An 18,190-nucleotide genomic window follows, 5' to 3' on the forward strand; every position below is an offset into this window, starting at 1 on the left:
CGGCCCATAGCTCCCCCGTCCCGTTGGGGAGAGGGAGCCCGGCCACTCCCGCGGCCGTGCGAGGTCGGTTTTCACGTCCCCGCGCGCAGCAGCCTCAGCGTGGCGAGGGCGATCATCCGCTCCTCGTCGGTCGGGATGACCAGCACGCTGGGACCCGGCCCGTCGGCGTCGATCCACGTTTCATTGGCGGCGTTGGCGACCTCGTCGAGCGACATGCCGAGCAGGCCGAGCCGGGCGCAGACGCGGGCGCGGACTTCCGGCGAGCGCTCGCCGATGCCGGCGGTGAAGACCAGGGCGTCGAGGCCGCCGAGGGTCACGGCCAGCTGGGCCACCGCCTGCGCGACGTGCAGGGTGAAATAGTCGATCGCCATGGCGGCGGCGGGCGCATCGCTCGCCAGCAGCTCGCGCATGTCGTTGCTGACGCCCGAGAGGCCCTTGAGACCGCTGTTGTTGTAGAGCAGGCGGCCGACTTCGGCGGTGCTCATGCCCTTCTGCTCGATGAGATGCAGCACCACGCCTGGATCGAGCGCGCCGCAGCGCGTGCCCATGGGCAGGCCGTCGAGGGCAGTGAAGCCCATCGTGCTTTCCATGCTGCGGCCGTCGAGCAGGCCGCAGGCGGAGGCGCCCGAGCCGAGATGGCAGATCACCACCCGCCTGCGCGCCAGCTCCGGCGCCAACTCGCGCAGCGCGCCGGACACGTATTCGTAGGAGAGGCCATGAAAGCCGTAGCGGCGCACGCCGTCCTCATAGAGGTCGTTCGGCAGGGCGAAGCGGTCGGCGATCTCCGGGTGGCCGCGATGGAAGGCGGTGTCGAAGCAGGCCACCTGCGGCAGGTCGGGCCGCCGCGCGCGGATGACGCGGATCGGGTCGAGATTGGTGAGCTGGTGCAGCGGCGCCAGCGGGATGAAGCTCTCCAGCGTGCGCAGCACCTCGTCGTCCACCAGCTCCGGGTGGGAATAATGCGGCCCGCCATGCACGACGCGGTGGCCGACACCGATCAGCTCGTGCTCGGCGAGATAGGGCACGATCCAGTCGCCGATGGCGTGCTGGGCGTCGGAGGCCTTCGCGACCTCGTCCGGCGCGAAGCTGCGGTCGGTGAGGACATTGCCGGCCTCGTCCTTCGCGTGGAGGCGCGGGCGGGCGCCGATGCCGTCCAACGCGCCGCCGAGGATCAGCGCCACATCGTGGCCGACCGCGCGGTAGAGCTTGAACTTGATGCTGGAGCTGCCGGCGTTGACGACGAACAGGGCCTCGCTCACCGCTCAGCCCCCCAGACCGGGCGCGGCCTGGCGGGCCTTGGCGTAGAGCACCGCCACGGCGCAGGAGGCGAGGCGGGTCTTCAGCGTGTCGGCGCGGCTGGTGAGGATGATCGGCACGCGCGCGCCGAGCACGATGCCGGCGGCATCGGCCCCGGCCATGAAGGTGAGGTTCTTTGCCAGCATGTTGCCGGCCTCGAGGTCCGGCGCGACGAGGATCTGCGCGCGGCCGGCGACGGTGGAGACGATGCCCTTGATGCGGGCGGCCTCCGGCGAGATGGCGTTGTCGAGCGCCAGCGGCCCGTCGAGATCGGCGCCGGTGATCTGGCCGCGGTCGGCCATCTTGCAGAGGGCCGCGGCCTCCAGCGTGCTGGGGATGCTGGTCGTCACCGTCTCCACCGCCGAGAGGATGGCGACGCGCGGCCGGCCGAGGCCGAGCCCGACATGCAGGTCGATGGCGTTCTGCACGATGTCGCGCTTGGCGTCGAGGTCCGGGAAGATGTTGACCGCGGCGTCGGTGACGAAGAGCGGCTCGGGATAGGACGGCACGTCCATGAGGAAGACGTGGCTGACGCGCCGGCCGGTGCGCAGCCCGGTGTCGCGGGCGGTGACGGCGGCCAGCAGCTCGTCGCTGTGCAGGCTGCCCTTCATCAGGAAGGCGGCGCGGCCCTCCCGCACCAGCTCGACGGCGCGGGCGGCGGAGGCGACGGAGTGCGGCGTGTCCACGATCTCGGCGTCACCGATATCGATGCCCTCGCTCTCGGCGACGGCGCGGATGCGGGCGGTGGGACCGACGAGAATAGGGATGATGAAGCCCGCCTGCGCGGCATCCATCGCGCCGCGCAGCGAGGAGGCGTCGCAGGGATGCGCGACGGCGGTGGGCAGCGGCTCGACCTCGCTGGCGCGGGCGATGAGCTCCTCGTAATTGCCGTGGCCGCGCGCCGGCCGGGTGGCGGTGTCCATGTTTTCGTCTCCGCTCCTCGTCTTCGCGTTCGGGGCCAGTGTTGCGGTCGCCCTTGACGACAGGACGACACAGATCGCCGTCGGACGCCAGCGTCCTTGACCTCGCGCAACGGGCGTGGAAATCCCGATGGGCGTCATATCCGCCGCCAACTCCGGGAAACCCGCCATGAGCTCCTCCGCCGCTTCCGCCTATGTGATCGTGCCGCCCGGCATACCGGCGCTTCCGGTGGCGGGGACGGACCGGCTGTTCCCGATCCACCGCATCTACTGCGTCGGCCGTAACTATGCGGAGCACGCCATCGAGATGGGGCACGACCCGGACAAGGAGCCGCCCTTCTTCTTCCAGAAGAACCCGGACAATGTGATCGTCGACGGTACCTTCCCCTATCCGGGCCACTCGAACGACGTGCATTACGAGCTGGAGATGCTGGTCGCCATCGGCCGGGGCGGGGTGGATATCCCGGTCGCCGAGGCGCTCGACCATGTGTGGGGCTACGGCGTCGGGCTCGACATGACGCGGCGCGACCTGCAGGGCGAGGCCAAGAAGCTCGGTCGCCCGTGGGAAGTCGGCAAGGCGTTCGAGGCCTCGGCGCCGTGCTCGCCACTGGTGCCGGCGGCCGAGATCGGTCATCCCGACACGGGGAAGGTGTGGCTGACGGTGAATGGCGAGCTGCGCCAGCAGGGCGACCTCAACCAGATGATCTGGAAGGTGCCGGAGATGATCTCCTACCTCTCCGGCCTGTTCACGCTGCAACCGGGCGATCTGATCATGTCCGGCACGCCGGCGGGCGTCGGGCCCGTGGTGCGGGGCGACCATCTCAAGGGCGGCGTCGAGGGCGTGGGCACCCTCGACGTGCGGGTGATCTGAGGCGCGTCAGCCCGGCCGGTGGGCGATGAAGTCGATCTCGACCAGCGCGTCGCGGGCGAGGCCGGTGACGCCCACGCAGGTGCGCGCCGGCCGCCGGTCCTGCGGGAAATAGGACGCATAGACGGCGTTCATCGCGGCGTAGTCGCGCTTGAACTCGGTGAGGAAGACGCGCGCCTGCACGACATGCGACAGGTCGAGGCCGATGCCGGCCAGCACGAGGACGAGGTTGTCCATCACCCGCCGCGTCTGCGCCTCCACGCCTTCCGGCAGGGCGCGGGCGTCGTCGTCCGGCCAGGTCGGCATCTGGCCGGTGACGAAGACCCAGCCGTCCGCTTCGACCGCATGGCTGAAGGGAGCGACCGGCCGCGGCGCGTCGGGGATCATGTGGAACTGCGCCATCGGCGTCTCCTGAGGTTTGGCTGGGCGGGGATGATGCGGCGCAATGTCGACGGCGGACGGCGTTCGGTCAACGTCGCAGCGCCGGCAAACCCCTGCGGGCAAGCGCTGCCGTTCTCCTTCCGGCATTGTTGAGTCCTAAGGTCATAATCCCTTCAGGCAGGTTTCACTCTAAGGTTTCATCGCCCTTTGCCGCCGTACCCCGCGCGCCCGGCAAGTAATATTAATGGTTGAGAACACCAGACGTGGGGAAGTGCGATGGCGACCGACAGCTCTGCGGCAGTGCCCGATACGTCTTCTGGCGCAATGGGCAGCAATCCCGAACAGATCATCGCGGAGCTCCTGGCGAGCGTCGCGCTGCCGGATTTCTTCGAGGACCTGATCTCGAGCGTGTGCTGGGTTCCCGAGATCGGCGATTCCGGCCTGTCGGTCGGGGTGTCGCCCATGGCGGTGGCCGTGGGGCAGGACACCAATGTCGACGTCTTCGCGATGCTGGAAATCACCTCCTTCAGCTGGGGCGCGCTGGCGCAGGGGCAGGCGAACCTGTCGTCCTTCGCCAGCGGTGGCTTCGACCAGGCCCTGCTGGCATCGGCCGACGCGGCGTTCGACACTTGTGGCGCCGACATCGTCCTGCAGATCCAGACCACCACGACGATGGGCGGACAATGCGGTCTGATGGCGTGGACGGCGCAGGAGGTCGAGGTCGAGTATCTGGCCATCGACATTGCCGGCTATACGCCCGCCGGCGGGCCGCTGGTTCTCTCGATCGGCACCGACATCACGCTCTCCGGCAACGGCTGGAGCCCGCCGCTCACGATGTTCGGGAACCTTGCAACCTTCGAACTCGCCAACACCGCCTGGGGGGTGGACAGCTTCGTCGAGAGCGTGGTCGAAGCGCTGACGGTCGAGGACCAGATGTCGAGCGTGACCGCGAACCTGCTCGGCGCCGTCGATTTCAATCTGGCGGTGCCGACGGATCCTACCGATCCGACAGACCCCACGGATCCCACGGACCCAACCGATCCCACGGATCCGACCGACCCGACGGACCCCACCGATCCGATCGATCCGGGCCAGCCCGGCGTGGTGCCGAAGCCGGGTGTCGTGTTGATCGACCCGCCGGGAGGCGGCGACGGGCCGGTCCATGGCGGCGCTGGCGGCGGTCGCGGCTCCTCTCCCGATCCCGATGTCGGCGACCTGCTGGTGGTGCCGCGCGTGGGCGGCAGCTTCAGCTCCGGCGGTGGCGGCGGCGGCCTGAACCTGATCAGCGCGTCGGGGGATGGCGGCGACGTCAACCTGTTCGGCGTCGATCTTGAAGCCTGCGGCGCGGACCCCTCGATTTCGGTGACCTGCGGCAGTCCCTATGGGGGCGACGGCTCGGGAGAGGCGGCCGCCGCGGAAGGCGGCGGTGGCGGCGAAGAGGTCCAGGCCGCCGAGGCGGTGGATGAGGAACTCGACGAGGAGATCGACGCCGGGGACGGCGCGCCGGACGATGCGTCCGTACAGGATGGCGATGCTGGCGAGATGGGCGACGGCGATGCCGGCAGCGGCGATTGCCCGTCCTGCGATGCGCTGACGCCGGCCAATTCCGAATATTCCTGTGACGATGCGGCCATGGTCTGCCAGACCGGCGCCGATGTGTACGACCTGTCGGATCTCCAGGGATGCGGGACGGTGCAGGAATTCAACCTTCGCGAGGGCGACCGGCTTGTCGGCTTCAGCAACTGGTCGACGGACGCCTCGCTCGGCGCGGCGAATGGCGAGACGCTCTTCCTCGAGCGGGCCGACTGCGACCCGAACGACCTGATCATCACCTTCGTCAGCAACGGCTACGAGGTCAGCGTCCGGCTCGACGAGTTCTTTGTCATCAATCCCGAGTTCGACAGCGTTTCGGCCAGTGACGTGCTGCCGGATGCCGAGGCCGTACCCATCCTGCGGTCGGTCCTGCGGATGGGCAGCGAGATGCAGCAGATGGCATCCGCCAATGGCCATTCGGCACCGCTGCCGGACGCGGCCATGACCCTCGGCGGCGCCATCATGCTTCTGGCATAGGCGGCGAGCCCGCCCCGACCGGCAGCGGTCGCGGGCGGGTGCTGCGTGCCGGGGGATCGGACGGGGGGATGCGCAGCCGAGCGTTCATCGGGTGCCAGCCCCCTTCTTTATTGGACCGCCTGACGGGCAGCCCGGCGCGGCCGGACCCGCCACAGGCACGAGCACGGGTGGCGCCATGTCATTCACCGTCAATTCCAGTGTCGGCCAGACTTTTGACTTCGCGGTTTCGGAGATCTCGGCGACGGAGGACGGCGAGACCGTCCACGCGCTGGAGATTGCCTCGGATGTGCAGTCGGGCCCCTCCAGCGGCGATGGCGGGACGGGCATGGCGATGGCCATCGGCGGAGAGGCGACGGCCGTAGGCGAGGACACGCTGGCGGTGGCCGAGGTGGAGGCCATCCTCGCGGGCGATGCCGACATGCAGATCGCCTTCGGCTCCGCCAGCTTCGTTGCCGCCGGCGAGGGCGACGGAGGCGCCTATGCGGGGGCCTTCTCCTATGCCGAGCTCACGGGCGATGCGGATCGCGGCGTGACGCTGAACACCTCGGTGACGGAATACGTGCAGGAGCCGGAAGGTGCGGCCTGGTACGCGAGCGCGCAAAGCGTGCTTTTCGCCCTCGACATCGATGGCATGCCGGGCAGCACCGACGCGGCCGGCGCGGTGGAGGACCCTCCCGATGCGGGCGAGCCGGCGCCGCTGGAGGAACTGCCGCCCGCCGCTGGCTATGACTGCGGGTGCGGCGGCGATGGAGATCCCGCTTTCACCATCGACGGCAATCTCGCCTGGTTCGATGTATCCGCCGCTGCGGTAGCCGAAGACAGCCTCGTGACCGTCGATGTGGTGGCTCTTGCGGTGGAGGATCAATTGTCGTCCGCGATTGTAAATGTCGTACTCGGGATCGATTGAAGAAATAATTCCGATTACCGGATCGAATTATATTTTAACCGGCAAATACAATCCCATACCACTTCGGATCATACACCCATTGCCCTTTTGAATTGAGAATTTGAAGAACATACAGTTTTGATCGTCGGCGATGTGCCGATCTTGGGAAATGGAGAGCGTCATGACTTATCCGTACAATGGCGGCGGTGACCATGGTGGCAGCAGCGACTTCGATTGGGAACTCGACGTCAACTATGACTTCAATCTCGACGTTTACGTCGATTTCGAAACGGACGTGAACTACGACAGCGAGTACAACGCCGATCCCGAGGTCAATGTCTGCGTGGACATTGAAGGCAACTTCGCCGGCTTCGCGGTCGACGTGCAGGCGATCGGCGAGGATACGGCGACCGAAGTGAATCTCGCCGTGATCACCCTGGAGGATGAGTACTCCAGCATCACCCTGACGGGTTACTCGGCGGTCGGCTGAGCCGAGTGGAGCCGGAGATCCGGTTCGATCCTTCGGTGGTCGAAAGAGCCCTGGGGCGGTCCACGCTCCAGGGCTTGTCGTGTGTGTACGTCTATTGTCCAGTCATTGTTGCCGGATTGTTTGTTGGCATCGCATCTGCGCGCGGTGCGGAGGTAAAATTCGTTCGTACATATTTCGTATTTTACAAGAGTTACTTAGCGCCTGTGCTGTCTAAGTGTTGGGCATGCCCCGATCTGGGCTCTACCCCCTAAGGTGTATCCAGCCAACTGCCTACAATGGCGCGTCATACCTCTAAGGGTGCTTCCACGACAGAGCCGTTGTTGCCCGCTCAAGCAAAGCATTAGCTTCAATTCATACAGCTATTGGCGGGTTTTTGTGCCGGCGGGAGGAAGGACTATGGCGTCTATCAAGATAACCCGATCTTATTCGCCGACTTCATCTTTGAAGACGTCTTCGCCGCTCCTGGCGGCGGCCGGCAGCCTGACGGGTGGCTCGACCGGTGCGGAGTCGTCCTCGACCCTGATGGGGCTCATGTCGACCACGTCGGCGCCCATCTATCAGCTCCGCACCCTGACGACGAACGGCGACTCGGTCGAGATCACCGCCTCGGGGCGCTTCGAGGTGCGGGGCCTTGCCGGCAACGACGTCATCGCGATTCGCCCCGGGACCACCGGCGGCGACCTGCTCGACGGCGGCGACGGCAACGACACGCTCAACGCGGCGGAAAGCGACGACGTGCTGATCGGCGGGGCCGGAACCGATCGCCTGAACGGCGGTGCCGGCAACGACGTGCTGAACGGCGGCGCGGGCGGCGACACGCTCAATGGCGGGGACGGGATCGACACCGCCGTCTATTCGTCGTCGCCGGCCGCGGTCATCATCTCGCTCAATCTCGATCCGCTGAGGTCGACGCGCGGCGCCGGCGGCGAGGCCACCGGCGACACGCTGACGAGCATCGAGAACCTCACGGGCTCGTCCTACAACGACGTGCTCTCGGGCAACGCGCTCGACAACCAACTCGTCGGCATGCTCGGCAACGACACGCTGCGCGGGGGCGACGGCAACGATCTGCTGATCGGCGACACGATCATCGACGTCGACGGCAACGGCGTGCCGGACGACGACGATGGTGACGGCATCCCCGACGGCGTGAACGACACGATGGCGGGCGGCAACGACACGCTCGACGGCGGCGCTGGCAATGACCGGCTGTTCGGCGGGGGCGGCAACGACACGCTGGTCGGCGGCTTCGGCAATGACGAACTCTATGGCGGCTATGGCGACGACCTGCTGACCAGCGGCGATGGCGACGACCTGCTGGACGGCGGGGAGGGCGACGACCAGCTCATTGCCGGCTTCGGCAACGACACGCTGCGGGGCGGCGGCGGCAAGGACTGGCTGAACGCCTCGCTGGGCGACGACCTGCTCTATGGCGGCGCCGGCGACGACGACCTCAACGCCGGCGACGGCCTCGACCAGCTCTATGGCGAGGAGGGCAACGACGTCCTGCTCGGCGGCGCGGGCGACGACCTGCTGTATGGCGGCGATGGCGACGACAGGCTCGACGGCGGTTCGGGCAACGATCTCCTCGATGGCGGAGCGGGCTTCGACACGGCCGACTACTCGGCCGGCGGGGCGGTCGGCGTCGATCTCGGAGCGGGGGCGACCTCGGGGGCGGCGGCGGGCGACACGCTCGTCTCCATCGAGGCGGTGATAGGCTCCGGGTTCGACGACATTCTTGCGGGTGACGGCGGCAACAATAGCTTCCGCGGCGGCGGCGGCGCCGACACGCTGGTCGGCCAGGGCGGCATCGACACGGCGGACTACTCGACCTCGGACGAGGCGGTGACGATCCAGCTCAATTCCAGCGCCGCCGATCCGACCGCCGCGGGCACCGGGACGGGCGGGGACGCCGAGGGCGACACGCTGATCCTGATCGAGCGGATCATCGGCTCGGCCTTCGCCGACACGCTACTGGGCGGCGAGCTGGGAGACACCCTCGTCGGCGGGGCCGGCGCGGATGTGCTGAACGGCAATGGCGGGACGGACACGGCGGAATATTCGACCTCCGCCGCCGGCGTGAACGTCGCCATCGATGGGGGCCTGACGACAGTCGGCGTCGGCGGTGACGCCGAGGGCGACCAGCTCACCAACATCGAGAACCTCATCGGTTCGGCCTATGACGACGTGCTGAGGGCCGGAGCCGGCAACAACCGCCTCGATGGCGGGGCCGGCAACGACCGGCTGATCGGCGGGCTCGGCGCCGACACGCTGATCGGCGGCGACGGCGTGGATACCGTCGACTATTCGGAATCGAACGCCGCCGTCGGCCTCGGCCTCACCGATGTGCCCGGTCAGGCGACGCAGGGCAACGGTGGCCACGCGCAGGGCGACATCATCGCCCAGATCGAGAACATCATCGGCTCGGCCTTCAACGACACGCTGCAGGGCAGTGCCGGCGCCAACCGGCTGGAAGGCGGCGACGGCAACGACACGCTGCGCGGCCAGGGCGGCGCGGATGTGCTGATCGGCGGGCTCGGCGTCGATACGGCGAGCTATTCGACCTCGGCGAGCGGCGTCAACGTGTCGATCAGTTCCACCGGGACCACGGTCGGCTCCGGCGGCGACGCGCAGGGCGACCAGCTCAGCGGCATCGAGAACCTGACCGGCTCCGCCTTCGCCGACGTCCTCACGGGCAGCGACGGCGACAACCGGCTGGAGGGCGGGGCGGGCGACGACCGGCTCGTCGGCGGGCTCGGCGCCGACACGCTGGTGGGCGGCGACGGGTTCGATACGGCCGACTACTCGGCCTCCAACGCCGGCGTGACCATACAGCTCTCCGCCAATCCGGCGGCGGGCACGCTCGGCTCGGGCGGGCACGCGGCCGGCGACGTGCTCAATACCATCGAGGCGGTGATCGGCTCGGCCTTCACCGACACGCTGCTGGGCAGCACGGGCGCCAACAAGCTGGTTTCCGGCGCCGGCAACGACATCATGCGCGGGGGCAGCGGCGCCGACCTTCTGGTCGCCACCGGCACGGGGTCGAAGACCCTGTACGGCGACGGCATCTCGGACGGCGGCACGGCCGGGATGGACATCTTCCAGATCATGGGCGGCACCAATGTGATCGCCGACTACCAGACCGGGGAAGACATCTACGTCAACAGCCTGAGCAATGCCGCGCTGGTGCAGCTTTCCGGGGGCAACAACCTCGCTTTGCGCCTCACCGGCTCGACCCACACGACCTATGTGATTGTCGGTACGACCGCGGATCCGACTGCAGCCACCCAGGCCGCCAACACGATCCTCAGCACCGATCTCTTCGTGAATCCGAACCTGATCGCCTGACGGGAGGGGCGGGCCCGCGCGGCCCGCCCTCGGGCACCACGCTCACATGCAACGGGGGCTTCGATGTCGACGCGTGACAAATGGTTCCGCAACAACGAAACGGATCTCGAACTGGCCATGGCGCAGTGCCGGCAGGCGCTGGGGCCGCTTATCCTGTTCAGCCTGGCGATCAACCTGCTGACCCTGGCCTCGCCGCTCTACATGCTGCAGGTCTACGACCGGGTCATGGTGACGGGCAATGTCGACACGCTGGTGATGCTCACCGTCATGGCCGCCGCGGCGTTGCTGCTGTTCGGCATGCTGGACAGCATCCGCTCGGTGCTGACGGTGCGGATGAGCACATGGCTGTCGGATCGGCTGGGGCCGGTCTATCTGGCGCATTCCGTCCGTTCCCGGCTGCTGGGCGACGGCTCCGGCGCGCAGCCGCTGCGCGACCTGCAGCAGATCCAGAACTTCATCTCCTCGCCGGGGCTGGGCGTGTTCTTCGACGCGCCCTGGGCGCCGGTCTATCTCCTGCTCATCTGGATGCTGCATCCGGCGCTGGGAACGCTCGCCATCGCCTCGACCATCGTGCTGCTGCTGCTCGGCCTCGCCAACGAGGCGATCACCCGCCGGTCGACGCAGGTGGCCAGCCAGTCGCAGATCGTCGCGACGATGCAGGCCGAGACCACGATCCGAAACGCCGAGGTCGTCTCCGCCATGGGCATGCTGCCGGCGCTGATCGACCATTGGCGCACGGCCAACAATGTCGGGCTGCAGGCGACGCAGAAGGCGAGCGAGCGCGGCGCCTTCCTGCTCGGCCTGACCAAGTTCGCGCGGCTCTTCATGCAGTCCGGCATTCTCGGGCTCGGCGCCTATCTGGTTCTGAAGGGGCAGGTGTCGGGCGGCGTCATGATCGCCTCGTCCATCCTGCTCGGCCGCGCGCTGGCGCCGGTCGAGATGGCCATGGCGACCTGGCGCAATTTCTCGGTGGCGCGCGTCGCCTATGCCCGGCTGAAGACGCGACTGGAAAGCCTGCCGGACGAGAGCCGCCGCATCAGCCTGCCGGAGCCGAAGGGGCAGGTGAACCTCCAGCATGTCAGCTTCGTGCCGCCGGGCTCGTCGGCGCCGGTGCTCCAGCAGGTGAGCTTCCAGGCGACGCCCGGCGAAGCGATCGCGGTGATCGGCCCTTCCGCCAGCGGAAAGAGTTCGCTGTGCCGGCTTCTGGTCGGCGTCGCCCGGCCGACCGGCGGGGTGGTGCGGCTCGACGGCTCGGACCTGAAGCACTGGAACCCGGACGAGCTGGGCCGCCACATCGGCTATCTCCCGCAGGAGCCCGAGCTGTTCCCCGGCACGGTGCGCGACAACATCGCCCGCATGAACTGCACGGACGAGGCCGCCGTGATCCAGGCCGCCATGCTGGCGCACGCCCATGAGATGATCCAGCTGCTGCCGAACGGCTACGACACGCCGATCGGCGACGGCGGGCTGCGGCTCTCCGGCGGGCAGCGCCAGCGCATCGGGCTGGCGCGGGCCATCTACGGCGTGCCGAAGCTGATCGTGCTCGACGAGCCCAACGCCAATCTCGACCAGGCGGGCGAGGCGGCGCTCTCGGCGGCGATCGAGGAAATGAAGGCCAAGGGGGCGACGCTGCTCATCGTCGGGCACCGGCCCTCGACCATCGCCCAGGCGGACAAGATCCTGCTGCTGCGGGAGGGGCGGGTGGAGGCGTTCGGCGTCCGCGACGAGATCCTCAAGCGGCTGCGCGTGGCGGCGACCGGGCCGCTGCCGGCCGAAAGGGAGCAACAGGAGCGTCTGACGGCGGAAGCCGCCGGATAGTCAGATCAGCCGTCAGCACCCGCTTCACAGGGGTAATGCCATGCGCTCCGAATCCAAAGCTCTTGTCGTGCTGGACCGTTACGGCACGCCGCGCCTGTCGGCGGCCAGCGATGCGGCCTCCTTCCGTCGGGCCGTGCGCGGACCGAAATGGATGGGCGGAATAATGATCCTCGCCTTTCTCGGCAGCTTTCTCGCCTGGGGCTTTCTCGCCCCGCTGGCGGGCGGCGCGGTCGCGGCCGGCATCATCAGCCCGGATGGCAGCCGGCGCGTCGTCCAGCACCTCGAAGGCGGCATCATTGCCCGCCTCAACGTGAAGGACGGCGACGAAGTGACCGCCGGCCAGCCTCTGGTCGTGCTGCAAAGCATCCAGCCGGAAACGGTGATGCGCACGCAGCTGAACCGCTACCTGACCCTCGTCGCCATGCGGGCCCGGCTCATCGCCGAACAGGAGGGGGCGAAGGAAATCAGGTTTCCCGACGAACTGCTGGCGGAGAAATCGCCCGAGCTGCCCACCATTCTCGATGGGCAGCGGACGATGTTCGAGACCCGCCGCAACTCGGACCAGCGCCAGCGCGAGATCCTGCGCCGGCGCATCGAGCAGTCGCAGCACCAGATCAAGGCGCTGGAGGCGCAGGCTTCCTCCGCCGTCCAGCAGCTCGAGCTGATCGCCGAGGAGCTGAAGGGCAAGCGCTACCTGCTGCAGAAGGACCTCATCCGCAAGGCGGAGGTGCTGAGCCTGGAGCGCGCGCGGGCCGAGATCGAAGGCCGGCGCGGCGAGTATCTGGGCATGATCTCGCGAGCGGAGCAGCAGATCGGCGAAACCGAGGTGCAGATCCTCGCGCTCGACGCCGAACGCGCGGATGCGGTGTCCGAGCAGATGGACAAGGTGCGGGTCGAGCTCGCCGACGTGACCGAGCGCCTGCAGTCCAGCCGCGACATCTACGAGCGGACGATCATCACGGCGCCGGTGAACGGCACCGTGGTCAATCTGCGCTTCAAGACGATAGGCGGCGTCATCAAGGCCGGCGAGCCGATCCTGGACATCGTGCCGGTCGAGGAAACGCTGCTGATCGAAGCGCGCATCTCGCCCGTCGATATCGACGTGGTGCATCCCGGACTGGCGGCGCAGGTGCACCTGACGGCCTTCTCGCGCTGGGCGCTGCCGCGGATCGACGGCGTGGTCCGGTCGGTTTCCGCCGACGCGATGGTCGACGAGACCACCGGCCAGACCTACTACATGGCGCGGGTCGAGGTGGACCCGAGCGAGCTGAAGCAGTTCAACGACCTGATCGAGCTCCAGCCGGGCATGCCCGCGGAGGTGTTGATCGTATCGAAAGAACGTACATTTCTGGACTATCTGGCCGAGCCCTTCCGCAATGTCATGCGCAGGAGCTTCCGGGAAGCCTAGGCAATATATGCCGGGACGGTTCCGCGGGCGTTCAGGACTTAAGTATTCGTGGATTTTAGATGGAAATGTGCGGGTGACTACAATGTCTTTTGCCTGTTTCCGGTGGCGAGTAGGGTGCGGCATTTAGCTGAACTTGCGGTGGCAAAACCGCTCGGGAGGCTATAATATGACATTTGGCGGGTTAACGTGCTTGAACTCTATCTTGCGGGGCCGGGATCATCTTCATGGTGAAGTTGGCCGGTGGAGGAAAAGTATCATGACCGAAGAAGGTGTAGAGAAAGCGGGCTGCGTTAGTATAGTTTTGTTAGACGACCTACCTTTGAGACGCGCGAGCATCAAATCCCTGCTGCGGGATTGGGCTCTCGAAGAGCGAGTTTCATTGGATACAATCGAGGCGGACAGCTCCGACCGGCTAGATCATATCGAGCGTCGCCCGGAACTGCTCGTCTACAACTCAGGCTACGTCGCTACCGCCGTGGGCGAGTGGCGCGCGCGGATCGACCGGCTGCGGCAGGCTTTGCCGGATGTGCCGCTGGTCATCATCTCCGAAGGCGACAACGCGCATGAGGTGATCGAGGCGCTGAAGGCCGGGGTTCGCGGCTTCATCAGCGCGCAGATGCCGCCCGCCATCGTGTTTCAGGCGCTGCGGTTCATCCTCGGCGGGGGCGTGTACTTTCCGCCCAGCGCGCTGCTCCAGGCGCAGGCCGGTACCTACAGCGCCGAATGGCGACGTACCGGTCCCACGACGGTCACGGCGCGATACCGCGTGCAGTGCTCCGGCCTGACTGAGCGCCAGGCGGCGGTGTGGCGGCTGCTCCAGCACGGTCACTCGAACAAGGTGATCGCGCGCGAGCTGTCGATGTGCGAGTCGACCGTGAAGGTCCACATGCGCCAGATCATGCGCAAGCTGGGCGCGACCAACCGGACGCAGGCGGCGCTGTGCAGCGTCGAGGCGGTCTCCGGGAACGAGGAAGCCGATGCCGCCGCCGGCGGCCTCGACGAGCCGGCGCGTCCCTGCGCGCTGGTCGGGGCGGAGCCGGACGGCGTACGCGCCGTGAACGGGCAGGTAGTCGGCTCGGTTCTCTAGGCGCCCGGCATTGTTCTGGTGTCCGATCCGGTACCGGAAGCGTTATTCCGCTTTTGTATGAGAATGTCTTGCGTTCGGCGGATGTAGTTTCGGTTATACATCTTCTGATATATTTGTTTTTACTTAGTATTGCGCAATATTCGTTGTGTTCGTTCCCGATGGCATGGACCGCTCGCCGGCACGGCGGCGGCCCTGCACGGGACGGGGATGCCAACGAATATTGGGTGCGGTCTTGCCGGAAGCGGTCATCAAGGAGCTCGAGCCGAGGGTGCTCATCGCCGATGTCCTCCCGCTTCGCGGGGTGGGCATCAAGGGGTTGCTGCGGGATTGGGCGCAGCTTCATGGGGTCGAGCTGGACCTCATGGACCCCTCCGCGGCGGAAGAGGGCGAGCAGCCTTCCCACACTTATCGGATGGTCATCCTCAGCCTGGGGCACCTGTCGGTCGTCGACCGGCTGTCGCTGGGCTGGCTCGCCCGGCTGCAATATCTCTATCCCGACGCGCCGATGGTCATCTGGTCCGACCGGAACGGGCCGCAGGAGGCGTTGCAGGCGCTGCGGCACGGGGCGCAGGGCTTCGTGCCGACGATGACCACGCCGCAACTGGCGCTGCAGGCGCTGACCTTCATCATGAGCGGGGGAACTTTCTTCCCGCCGGAGGCCCTGACCGACCTGCGGCCTTCCGACGCCGAGGAGCGGGGGACGACCTTCATCGGCCGCTCGGAGCCCGAGGACGGGCCGAACGGCCATGGCCGGACGATGATATTGCATCGCGTCCCGCCGCCGGCCGGGTCGACGGTAAGGCGCGGCCGGGCGCTTTTGCGCTGTACGATACGAACCCGCCGCCGTCCGTCCGGGATCGGCGAGGGGAAGGGCGAGGGCGATCCGACGGCGCGCCCTGCAGCCGTCGGGGCGGTCCTGCGGTTGCGCCTGCGCGGGAGATGCCGGCCGGGGTAGGGGCGGGTGCCGGCGAGCGGCGCCGTATGCTCCCCGTCGTGTTCCGCGCGGATGGGAGAGAATCAGTCCGCTTTTCAGCTAAAGAGCATTTCTTGCGAATAGAACGCATCTCTGCCCGGAAATTGGGCATTGCCCATGCGCATGAGTATCGTTTATTCAGTTTATAATTATTACATATATGAATAATGGCCTTTTCTGGAGCGATTAAACCGATACAGATTTTAATCGTTCCAAGAGTTGGCTTGAAGTAGAATTCCTAAAAATCAAATATATACGTGATTTGACTCAAATATTTACTTTTAATATCTGTCCCCGCTGAAACGGGCGCAGCGTAAGGCAGCGTCTTCATGGGAAGCGGGCGCCAGCGCGCCCTCGGGGACAGACGACGATGCGAATGGCGAGCCGGCAGGGGCGTATTCTTTCCAACGGACACTCTCTTTCCGGCGTCGCCCGCGCGGCCGGCTGGGGCGTGTCGTGGCTGGCGCTCCTCGCCGCCGTACCCGCCGCCGCCCAGCAGGCGTCTTCCCCGGCCGGCGAGCCCGCCTCCACGGCGCAGGTGGTGCTCAGCGACGAGTTCATCGAACTCGACCCCGTGACGGTGGTGGCGACGCGCACGACGGAGAACTGGATCGACACGCTGGCGGGTGTCAGCGTGGTGCGCGAGGACCAGCTCGAGATGATCATGCCCTCCCGTACCGCGGACCTGTTCCGCGGCATGCCGGGCGTGACCGCGATCCAGAACGGCAACTCGTCGCAGGCCTCCATCAACATTCGCGGCCTGCAGGATTTCGGCCGCGTCGCGGTGATCGTCGACGGCGCGCGGCAGAACTTCACCCAGCTCGGCCACGCCAACGGTGCCGGCTCCTTCTTCCTGGAGCCGGGCCTGATCGCCGACGTCGACGTGGTGCGCGGCCCGGTGTCGAACATCTACGGCTCGGGCGCCATCGGCGGTGTCGTCACCATGCGCACCAAGGATGCGGACGACATCATTGCCGAGGGCAAGAGCTGGGGCGTCGAGGCGGACGCCGAGGCCGGGAGCAACGGGCCGATGGGCTACGGCTCCGTGCTCGGCGCGGCGCGCGTGGGTGAGAATGTCGACCTGTTCGTCGGCGGCACCTACCGCAAGCAGGACGCCTATGACGACGGCAATGGCGACGTGGTGCCCGACACCGACTACGAAACCTGGACCGGCATCGCCAAGGCGACCTTCCGCCCGGCGGACTTCCACGAGATCAAGCTGACCGGCCTCAACTACGAGAGCCAGTACACCACCAGCAACGACGAGAGCGCCACGGCGACCCAATACGGCACGGAAGTCGCCAACCGCTCGGTGACGGCGAGCTGGAACTACGAGAACCCCGACGACAACCTGTTCGACTGGCGCAGCACCGTCTACTGGAACCAGGTCGAGCAGGACCAGGTGAAGGTTTCCGGCAGCTCCAACCCGATCACCGGCGCGGTCGGCGATCCGCGCAGCTTCACCATCGACACGGTCGGCTTCGACGCCAACAACACCAGCCGCTTCAGCTGGGGCGACTGGAACAACGCCATCACCGTCGGCGGCGACTATTTCCACGACGACGTGGACAACATCGACGAGTACGGCTTCGGCGAGGGCTACAACCCCTCGGGCGACCGCGGCGTCGGCGGCGCCTTCGTGCAGTGGAAGGGCAACTATTCCACCTGGCTGGAGGCGATCGCGGCCGTGCGCTACGATGCCTATTCGCTGAACGCGGAAGGCGGCGGCGGCACCAGCGGCGACCGCGTCTCGCCGAAGTTCACCCTCGGCGTCACGCCCTGGTCCTGGCTGACCGTCTACGGCACCTATGCGGAAGGCTACCGCGCCCCGTCCGTCACCGAGGCGCTGGTCAGCGGGCCGCATCCGCTGCCCTTCAACACGCCCGGTACGATGTTCTACTTCCTGCCCAATCCCGGCCTGCGGGCCGAAGTCGGCAAGAACAAGGAAGTCGGCGTCAACATCAAGCAGGACGACCTGTTCACCGCCGGCGACAAGCTGCGGATCAAGGCTAACTACTACCAGAACGACGTCGACGACTACATCGAGCTGGTCGAGTTCGGCGATCCCACCTCGACGATCTGCCCGATCCCGAGCCGGCCGAGCATGTGCTTCCCGCTCAACATGGGCGTGCCGGGATATGCCCAGTACCAGAACGTGCAGGAAGCGCGGCTGAAGGGCTTCGAGTTCGAGGGCGTCTATGATGCCCGCAAGTGGTTCCTCGGCCTCTCCGGCCAGGTCTCCGAAGGCGAGGTGTCGGCCGGGCCGGATGCCGGGCAGCCGCTTTCCACCATCCAGCCGGACCAGCTCACCACGACCCTCGGCTTCCGCTTCCTGGACGACAAGCTGACGCTCGCCGTGCGCTGGACCGCCGTCGCGGCGGTGAAGGCTTCCGACCTGCCGACCAATTCGGTCTATGAGCCGACCGACAGCTTCAACCTGGTGAGCCTCTATGCCGGCTACCAGCCGAACGAGAACACGCTGTGGCGGCTCTCGGTCGAGAACCTGCTGGATGAGCAGTACACCCAGTACCAGACGTTCCTGCCGAGCGCGGGCCTGACGGTCAAGGCCGGGCTGACCGTCCGCTTCGGTGGCGGCGAGGTGGCATCGGCGGCGCAGCCGGCCCGCTACGTCAAGTGATGCGCGC

At 67.1% G+C, this 18,190-nt stretch carries 13 protein-coding genes; 10 read left to right on the forward strand and 3 right to left on the reverse strand.

Annotation, left to right across the window (positions count from 1 at the left end):
• Positions 1-71: 71 nt before the first annotated feature.
• Both FO470_RS09250 and FO470_RS09255 read right to left on the reverse strand, forming a co-directional pair.
• Entirely contained in the window at positions 72-1,259 is a 1,188-nt protein-coding gene (locus FO470_RS09250; protein ID WP_144342631.1) for an acetate/propionate family kinase, read from the reverse strand.
• A 3-nt stretch (positions 1,260-1,262) separates the two neighbouring features.
• Positions 1,263-2,387: a phosphate acetyltransferase gene (locus tag FO470_RS09255; protein ID WP_335880644.1), complete on the reverse strand. Its 1,125-nt coding sequence runs from the start codon at positions 2,385-2,387 to the stop codon at positions 1,263-1,265.
• On the opposite strand from FO470_RS09255, the gene FO470_RS09260 reads away from it, so the two are divergent.
• Positions 2,386-3,087 carry a fumarylacetoacetate hydrolase family protein gene (locus FO470_RS09260; RefSeq protein ID WP_144342632.1) on the forward strand — a complete coding sequence of 234 codons (702 nt, stop codon included), beginning with the start codon at positions 2,386-2,388 and terminating at the stop codon, positions 3,085-3,087. The genes FO470_RS09255 and FO470_RS09260 overlap by 2 nt on opposite strands.
• A 6-nt stretch (positions 3,088-3,093) precedes the next feature.
• Here FO470_RS09260 and FO470_RS09265 read toward each other — a convergent pair whose 3' ends face one another.
• Complete coding sequence (locus FO470_RS09265; protein WP_244616750.1) at positions 3,094-3,486, reverse strand: RidA family protein; 393 nt, start codon at positions 3,484-3,486, stop codon at positions 3,094-3,096.
• Between the two features lie 303 nt (positions 3,487-3,789).
• On the opposite strand from FO470_RS09265, the gene FO470_RS09270 reads away from it, so the two are divergent.
• From FO470_RS09270 to FO470_RS09310, 9 genes are all read left to right on the forward strand, one after another.
• On the forward strand, positions 3,790-5,535 hold the full coding sequence (locus tag FO470_RS09270) for a hypothetical protein (protein ID WP_186291892.1): 1,746 nt from the start codon (positions 3,790-3,792) through the stop codon (positions 5,533-5,535).
• Between the two features lie 175 nt (positions 5,536-5,710).
• Positions 5,711-6,442: a hypothetical protein gene (locus FO470_RS09275; RefSeq protein ID WP_144342634.1), complete on the forward strand. Its 732-nt coding sequence runs from the start codon at positions 5,711-5,713 to the stop codon at positions 6,440-6,442.
• Positions 6,443-6,602: 160 nt separating this feature from the next.
• Positions 6,603-6,911 carry a hypothetical protein gene (locus FO470_RS09280; protein WP_144342635.1) on the forward strand — a complete coding sequence of 103 codons (309 nt, stop codon included), beginning with the start codon at positions 6,603-6,605 and terminating at the stop codon, positions 6,909-6,911.
• Positions 6,912-7,442: 531 nt separating this feature from the next.
• Positions 7,443-10,259, forward strand: a complete 2,817-nt coding sequence (locus FO470_RS09285; RefSeq protein ID WP_246659530.1) for a beta strand repeat-containing protein — start codon at positions 7,443-7,445, stop codon at positions 10,257-10,259.
• Positions 10,260-10,322: 63 nt separating this feature from the next.
• Positions 10,323-12,077: a type I secretion system permease/ATPase gene (locus tag FO470_RS09290; RefSeq protein WP_144342637.1), complete on the forward strand. Its 1,755-nt coding sequence runs from the start codon at positions 10,323-10,325 to the stop codon at positions 12,075-12,077.
• 40 nt (positions 12,078-12,117) lie between these two features.
• Positions 12,118-13,485 (forward strand): HlyD family type I secretion periplasmic adaptor subunit, encoded by a 1,368-nt coding sequence (locus tag FO470_RS09295; RefSeq protein ID WP_144342638.1) that lies wholly within the window; start codon positions 12,118-12,120, stop codon positions 13,483-13,485.
• A gap of 379 nt (positions 13,486-13,864) precedes the next feature.
• Positions 13,865-14,572, forward strand: coding sequence for a LuxR C-terminal-related transcriptional regulator (locus FO470_RS09300; RefSeq protein ID WP_186291893.1), 708 nt, complete (start codon positions 13,865-13,867; stop codon positions 14,570-14,572).
• 268 nt (positions 14,573-14,840) lie between these two features.
• Positions 14,841-15,527 carry a response regulator transcription factor gene (locus tag FO470_RS09305; RefSeq protein WP_144342640.1) on the forward strand — a complete coding sequence of 229 codons (687 nt, stop codon included), beginning with the start codon at positions 14,841-14,843 and terminating at the stop codon, positions 15,525-15,527.
• A 394-nt stretch (positions 15,528-15,921) separates the two neighbouring features.
• The gene (locus FO470_RS09310) at positions 15,922-18,183 is read left to right on the forward strand and encodes a TonB-dependent hemoglobin/transferrin/lactoferrin family receptor (protein ID WP_144342641.1); all 2,262 of its coding nucleotides are present in this window, start codon (positions 15,922-15,924) and stop codon (positions 18,181-18,183) included.
• Positions 18,184-18,190 lie beyond the last annotated feature (7 nt).

The sequence above is a fragment of the Ancylobacter moscoviensis genome, assembly GCF_007559435.1.
GTDB lineage: Bacteria > Pseudomonadota > Alphaproteobacteria > Rhizobiales > Xanthobacteraceae > Ancylobacter > Ancylobacter moscoviensis.